This window comes from Bifidobacterium sp. LH_558 (genome assembly GCF_056356295.1).
Genome location: NZ_JBKETZ010000014.1, coordinates 1 through 5,564 on the forward strand (window position 1 = coordinate 1; position 5,564 = coordinate 5,564).

The following is a 5,564-nucleotide window of genomic DNA, read 5'->3' on the forward strand; positions in this document are numbered from 1 at the left end:
TGTGTGGTGGTGGTTTGAGAACTCAAGAGCGTGTTTGTACTACTTCTTTATAGTCAATGATTGCCAGTTCATTGCCCGCCCGTTTTTCGGGTCCGCGGGAGCGGTTAATGGGTGGTGAGGTTTTTGTGAGAGTAATCCTTCCTTATAGGATTTTCTCGTCATTTTCTTTTTTCGGAAAATAGTTTTGAGAGTCATCTTTCGATGTCTTTCCATGAAGTTTTTTGTGGAGGGTTCGATTCTGGCTCAGGATGAACGCTGGCGGCGTGCTTAACACATGCAAGTCGAACGGGATCCCTGGCAGCTTGCTGCCGGGGTGAGAGTGGCGAACGGGTGAGTAATGCGTGACCGACCTGCCCCATGCACCGGAATAGCTCCTGGAAACGGGTGGTAATGCCGGATGTTCCACATGATCGCATGTGATTGTGGGAAAGCTTTCGCGGCATGGGATGGGGTCGCGTCCTATCAGCTTGATGGCGGGGTAACGGCCCACCATGGCTTCGACGGGTAGCCGGCCTGAGAGGGCGACCGGCCACATTGGGACTGAGATACGGCCCAGACTCCTACGGGAGGCAGCAGTGGGGAATATTGCACAATGGGCGCAAGCCTGATGCAGCGACGCCGCGTGCGGGATGGAGGCCTTCGGGTTGTAAACCGCTTTTGTTGGGGAGCAAGCGCAAGTGAGTGTACCTTTCGAATAAGCACCGGCTAACTACGTGCCAGCAGCCGCGGTAATACGTAGGGTGCAAGCGTTATCCGGAATTATTGGGCGTAAAGAGCTCGTAGGCGGTTTGTCGCGTCCGGTGTGAAAGTCCATCGCTTAACGGTGGATCTGCGCCGGGTACGGGCAGGCTGGAGTGCGGTAGGGGAGACTGGAATTCCCGGTGTAACGGTGGAATGTGTAGATATCGGGAAGAACACCAATGGCGAAGGCAGGTCTCTGGGCCGTTACTGACGCTGAGGAGCGAAAGCGTGGGGAGCGAACAGGATTAGATACCCTGGTAGTCCACGCCGTAAACGGTGGATGCTGGATGTGGGGCCCGTTCCACGGGTTCCGTGTCGGAGCTAACGCGTTAAGCATCCCGCCTGGGGAGTACGGCCGCAAGGCTAAAACTCAAAGAAATTGACGGGGGCCCGCACAAGCGGCGGAGCATGCGGATTAATTCGATGCAACGCGAAGAACCTTACCTGGGCTTGACATGTTCCCGACCGCCCCAGAGATGGGGTTTCCCTTCGGGGCGGGTTCACAGGTGGTGCATGGTCGTCGTCAGCTCGTGTCGTGAGATGTTGGGTTAAGTCCCGCAACGAGCGCAACCCTCGCCTGATGTTGCCAGCGGGTCGTGCCGGGAACTCATCAGGGACCGCCGGGGTTAACTCGGAGGAAGGTGGGGATGACGTCAGATCATCATGCCCCTTACGTCCAGGGCTTCACGCATGCTACAATGGCCGGCACAACGGGATGCGACATGGCGACATGGAGCGGATCCCTGAAAACCGGTCTCAGTTCGGATCGCAGTCTGCAACTCGACTGCGTGAAGGCGGAGTCGCTAGTAATCGCGAATCAGCAACGTCGCGGTGAATGCGTTCCCGGGCCTTGTACACACCGCCCGTCAAGTCATGAAAGTGGGTAGCACCCGAAGCCGGTGGCCCAACCCTTTTTGGGAGGGAGCCGTCTAAGGTGAGACTCGTGATTGGGACTAAGTCGTAACAAGGTAGCCGTACCGGAAGGTGCGGCTGGATCACCTCCTTTCTACGGAGAATTCAGGCCAGTGTCTGCTGGCCGGTGTGAACGCCTCCATTCTTTCCGGCGCGTGTGGCGTCGGGTGGGGGCTTGCTGGTGTGGAAACGATTGTTGGCTTCCATGTCCTTTCGGGGGCGTGGGGTTGTGGTGCGGGCATGCTTTTGGGCTCCCGGACCGCCACCCGCGACGAAATGTCGTGGGCGTGGGTCCGCGCCCGTCGGGTCCGTCCCGTCCCCAAAGGGGGATCGTGTGATGGTCTGGCGTGTGCGTCGGTGGTTTGAGAACTGGATAGTGGACGCGAGCGAGTATGGGACACGTTGTGTTCCGTCTCGCTGTTGATTTCGATCGAACTCCTCAATTTTTGTTTGAGGGTGTTCGTTTGATCGTTTTGTTGATCGTTTAGTGTGATGATTTGTTGTCTAGGAGTTTGCTGGTGTTCTTGCGGCACGCCTAACAGTCCTGTTGGGTGTTGGGTGTTGCTTGCAAGGGCGTATGGTGGATGCCTTGGCAGACAGGACCGATGAAGGACGTCAGGGGCCGCGATAGGCCTCGGGGAGCCGCCGACTGGGCTTTGATCCGAGGATCTCCGAATGGGGAAACCCGCCAGCCGTCATGGGCTGGCACCGCTTTCAAGCGGGGGGTACGCAGGGAAGTGAAACATCTCAGTACCTGCAGGAAAGGATATTCCGTGAGTAGTGGCGAGCGAAAGCGGATCAGGCTAAACCGTCCGCGCGTGATACCCGTCGGGGGTTGCGCGGGCGGTGTCGCGGGAACGCGCCTCCGGGCTCCGACGGGCCCGGCGGGAGTGATAAAACCATGTGTCAGGGGAACCGGGTTGAATACCGGGCCGCAGAGGGTGATGGCCCCGTACCTGAACGCGCATGGTCTCCCGGCCGCGTCTCCCAAGTAGCACGGGCCTCGTGGAATCCCGTGTGAATCTGCCCGGACCGTCGGGTAAGCCTAAATATTCCTGTCTGACCGATAGCGAACGAGTACCGTGAGGGAAAGGTGAAAAGTACCCCGGGAGGGGAGTGAAACAGTCTCTGAAACCATGCGCCTACAATCCGTCGGAGCCTTTCAGGGTGACGGCGTGCCTATCGAAAAATGAGTCTGCGAGTCAGTGGTACGTGGCGAGGTTAACCCGTCGTGGGGGATCCGTAGCGAAAGCGAGTCTGAATAAGGCGTCTGTTAGTCGCGTGCCCTGGACCCGAAGCGGGATGATCTAGCCCTGAGCAGGTTGAGGCGCGGGTAAGACCGCGTGGAGGACCGAACCCACTTAGGTTGAAAACTGAGGGGATGACTTGGGGTTAGGGGTGAAAGGCCAATCAAATTCCGTGATAGCTGGTTCTCTCCGAAATGCATTTAGGTGCAGCGTCGGTTGATTACATCCGGGGGGTAGAGCTACTGGATGCTTGCGGGCCCATATCGGGTACCAATAGCAACCAAACTCCGAATACCCGTGATGCGTATTCCGGCAGTGAGTCGGCGGGGGATAAGCTCCGTCGTCGAAAGGGAAACAGCCCAGATCGTCGTCTAAGGTCCCTAAGCGTGTGCTAAGTGGGAAAGGATGTGGAGTCGCATAGACAGCCAGGAGGTTGGCTTAGAAGCAGCCATCCTTAAAAGAGTTCGTAACAGATCACTGGTCTAGTGGTTCCGCGCCGACAATGTAGCGGGGCTCAAGCACACCACCGAAGACGCGGCAGTGGATTATTCCACTGGGTAGGAGAGCGTCCCCTGCGGGGCGAAGCGGCCGTGCAAACGCGCCGTGGACTGCAGGGGAGTGAGAATGCAGACATGAGTAGCGAAAGCGGGGTGAAGATCCCCGCCGCTGGATGACTAAGGGTTCCGGGGCCACGTTCATCGTCCCCGGGTTAGTCGGGTCCTAAGGCGAGGCCGACAGGCGTAGTCGAATGGAAGAACGGGTCGATATTCCCGTACCGGCTTTCAGCCGCCCAAACCGAGGCTTGGAGTACTAACCTTGCGTCTCGGGCTTACTTCCCCTTCGGGGGTGGGATGCCCGTTTCGTCTGGGACCGATCCTTGTAGTAGGTCAGCGCAGGAGTGACGCAGAGAGGTAGCCGGCCGCGGAGGTGGTTTTCCGTGGTCAAGCGTGCAGCCCGTCCCCCAGGCAAATCCGGGGGGCATGAGGGCGAGGCGCGATGATGGGGCCCGTAAGGGGCCGAATCCGGTGATCCTGGCTGCCGAGAAAAGCTTCGGCGTTAGGCTGTTGGCCGCCCGTACCCCAAACCGACACTGGTGGTCAGGTAGAGAATACCAAAGCGATCGAGCGAATCCTGGTCAAGGAACTCGGCAAATTGCTCCCGTGCCTTCGGTATAAGGGAGACCCCCTCGCGTGAAGCGGCTTGCCCGTGGAGCGTTGGGGGGTGGCACAGACCAGGGGGTAGCGACTGTTTACCAAAAACACAGGTGCATGCGAAGACGTAAGTCGCTGTATATGCACTGACGCCTGCCCGGTGCCGGAAGGTTAAGAGGATCCGTCAGCTTTTTGCGAAGCGGTGAATTCAAGCCCCGGTAAACGGCGGTGGTAACTATAACCATCCTAAGGTAGCGAAATTCCTTGTCGGGTAAGTTCCGACCTGCACGAATGGCGTAACGACTTCCCCACTGTCTCGACCAGGAGCTCGGCGAAATTGCAGTACGAGTAAAGATGCTCGTTAAGCGCAGAAGGACGAAAAGACCCCGGGACCTTTACTATACCTTGGTATTGGCATTCGGTGCGGATTGTGTAGCATAGGCGGGAGGCTACGAGACCACGGCGCCAGCCGTGGTGGAGCCGTCGTTGAAATACCGCTCTGTTCGCATTGGATGTCTAACCTCGACCAGTCATCCTGGTCAGGGACAGTGCCTGGCGGGTAGTTTAACTGGGGCGGTTGCCTCCCAAAGAGTAACGGAGGCGCTCAAAGGTTCCCTCAGCCCGGTTGGCAATCGGGTGGCGAGTGTAAGTGCACAAGGGAGCTTGACTGCGAGACTGACGGGTCGAGCAGGGACGAAAGTCGGAACTAGTGATCCGGTGCCGGCGCACGGACGCGGCATCGCTCAACGGATAAAAGGTACCCCGGGGATAACAGGCTGATCATTCCCAAGAGTCCATATCGACGGGATGGTTTGGCACCTCGATGTCGGCTCGTCGCATCCTGGGGCTGGAGCAGGTCCCAAGGGTTCGGCTGTTCGCCGATTAAAGCGGCACGCGAGCTGGGTTCAGAACGTCGTGAGACAGTTTGGTCTCTATCCTCTGCGCTCGTTGGAATCTTGAGGAGGCCTGCCCATAGTACGAGAGGACCTGGGTGGACGAACCTCTGGTATGCCGGTTGTCGCGCCAGCGGCACGGCCGGTTGGCTACGTTCGGAAGGGATAACCGCTGAAAGCATCTAAGCGGGAAGCCTGCTCCAAGATTAGGATTCCATGCGGCCTTCGAGCCGCTGTAGCCCCCATGCAGAACACGTGGTCGATAGGCCGGATGTGGAAGCCCCGCGAGGGGTGGAGCTGACCGGTACTAACGGGCGAAAGGCAACATCACATCCCTCCCCTTGGGAGGGAGCCGTGAGAACGATCCGGCAGACCGCCGGACGACAAGGAGCATTATTCCGGTCCGACACTGCGATCAAACACGAAACAACGCGTCCGCTAGCCGGTTCCCAAACAACCGACGGAAACCTCCCCCGCGAGGGTATAAGAGAAGATTTGCGGCGGCCATGGCCTGGGTGAGACGCCCGGTCCCATTCCGAACCCGGAAGCTAAGGCCCAGCACGGCGATGGTACTGCACCCGACAGGGTGTGGGAGAGTAGCACGCCGCCGCATTACACGA

At 58.6% G+C, this 5,564-nt stretch carries 3 rRNA genes; all 3 read left to right on the plus strand.

Annotated features, from left to right (window positions below):
- Window positions 1–220: 220 nt before the first annotated feature.
- The 3 genes from AC1AV0_RS10850 (at window position 221) to rrf (ending at window position 5,557) form a co-directional block, all read left to right on the plus strand.
- Window positions 221–1,747 (plus strand): 16S ribosomal RNA (locus AC1AV0_RS10850).
- A gap of 463 nt (window positions 1,748–2,210) precedes the next feature.
- Window positions 2,211–5,275 (plus strand): 23S ribosomal RNA (locus AC1AV0_RS10855).
- 165 nt (window positions 5,276–5,440) lie between these two features.
- Window positions 5,441–5,557: ribosomal RNA gene (rrf, locus tag AC1AV0_RS10860) — 5S ribosomal RNA — on the plus strand.
- The 16S, 23S and 5S rRNA genes sit together here, the layout of an rRNA operon.
- Window positions 5,558–5,564 lie beyond the last annotated feature (7 nt).